The sequence below is a fragment of the Sphingobium sp. CCH11-B1 genome (assembly GCF_001556865.1).
Classification (GTDB): Bacteria; Pseudomonadota; Alphaproteobacteria; order Sphingomonadales; family Sphingomonadaceae; genus Sphingobium.
Map to the genome: position 1 here is coordinate 1 of NZ_LSJY01000195.1, position 1,072 is coordinate 1,072.

The 1,072-nt window shown below is 64.8% G+C and carries 2 protein-coding genes; one reads left to right on the top strand and one right to left on the bottom strand.

The window, feature by feature from the left end:
- Window positions 1-50: 50 nt before the first annotated feature.
- Complete coding sequence (locus AX724_RS19455; protein WP_066212924.1) at window positions 51-380, bottom strand: conjugal transfer protein TraD; 330 nt, start codon at window positions 378-380, stop codon at window positions 51-53.
- A gap of 175 nt (window positions 381-555) precedes the next feature.
- On the opposite strand from AX724_RS19455, the gene mobQ reads away from it, so the two are divergent.
- Window positions 556-1,072, top strand: a 517-nt coding sequence (mobQ, locus tag AX724_RS19460; RefSeq protein WP_197421638.1) for a MobQ family relaxase, incomplete at its 3' end; no start/stop codon positions are given.

Genomic DNA, 1,072 nt, shown 5'->3' on the forward strand with positions numbered 1-1,072 from the left:
GCTCGATCAGATGGCGCGTTCGTTCGCGGCGTTGCACGACCCAGCCCCTGCTATCCGTTCGCCGCTGACCCGCTTCCGCCCGCAGCGTCGCCGCCCGGTTCAGCTTGAGCGCCCGATCCGTCGATCGCAGCAGCGCCGCCACCTTTCCGCCCGCGCCGCTGAAAGAAGGCAGCGCCCTTCGCACGCCATGCCTCCTTCGCGCTGGTATCCTTCGACCCGATCGCATCGAGGAGCACCCCGGCCAGCGTCTCGGCATCGAGCGCATCGGCCCCCGTGGCGGCGACGAGCTGGCCGAGCTGTTCAACCCGCTTCGCCTTTAGCGCGCGGGCCTTGTCGCCGAGCGCCTTCAGTTCGGCGTCGTAATCGCGCACCTTCCGCATCGCCCTCACCCTTCCGCGCATCAACCAGAGACACCTTAGCGGACCCGGCATTGGGGTAAAGCACGAACGGCAGGAAAAGCGGCACCAAGTCAATCACGAGGAGCGTAGCGGATTGTGAGTGCGCGCTTATACGTCGTTGCCGACGTGCGCTCAGAAGTGTAATAAGCCAAGCGTCATGGCGATCTACCATTTTTCCGCCAAGGTCATCAGTCGCCAGACCGGCGCGAGCGCGGTGGCGAGTGCCGCCTATCGGTCCGCGTCCGAGCTGCATGACGATCGCTTCAACCGTAACCACGATTTCAGCAACAAGGCGGGCGTCATCCACTCCGAGGTGATGTTGCCAGAGGGCGCGCCGGAGCGTTTAAACGATCGCGCGGCCTTGTGGAACGAGGTGGAGGCGGGGGAGAAGCGCAAGGACGCGCAGCTTGCCCGCGAGGTGGAGTTCTCGATTCCGCGCGAGATGAACGAGAAGCAGGGCGTCGCGCTCGCCAAGGACTTCGTGAAGAAACAGTTTGTCGATCGCGGCATGGTCGCGGACCTCAACGTGCATTGGGACAAGGCCAAGGACGGCACCCCCAAGCCGCACGCGCATGTCATGCTGGCGATGCGTGACGTGGGGCCGGAGGGGTTCGGCGCTAAGAACCGCGACTGGAACTCGACCGAGCTGTTGAAGGACTGGCGCGAGGCGTGGA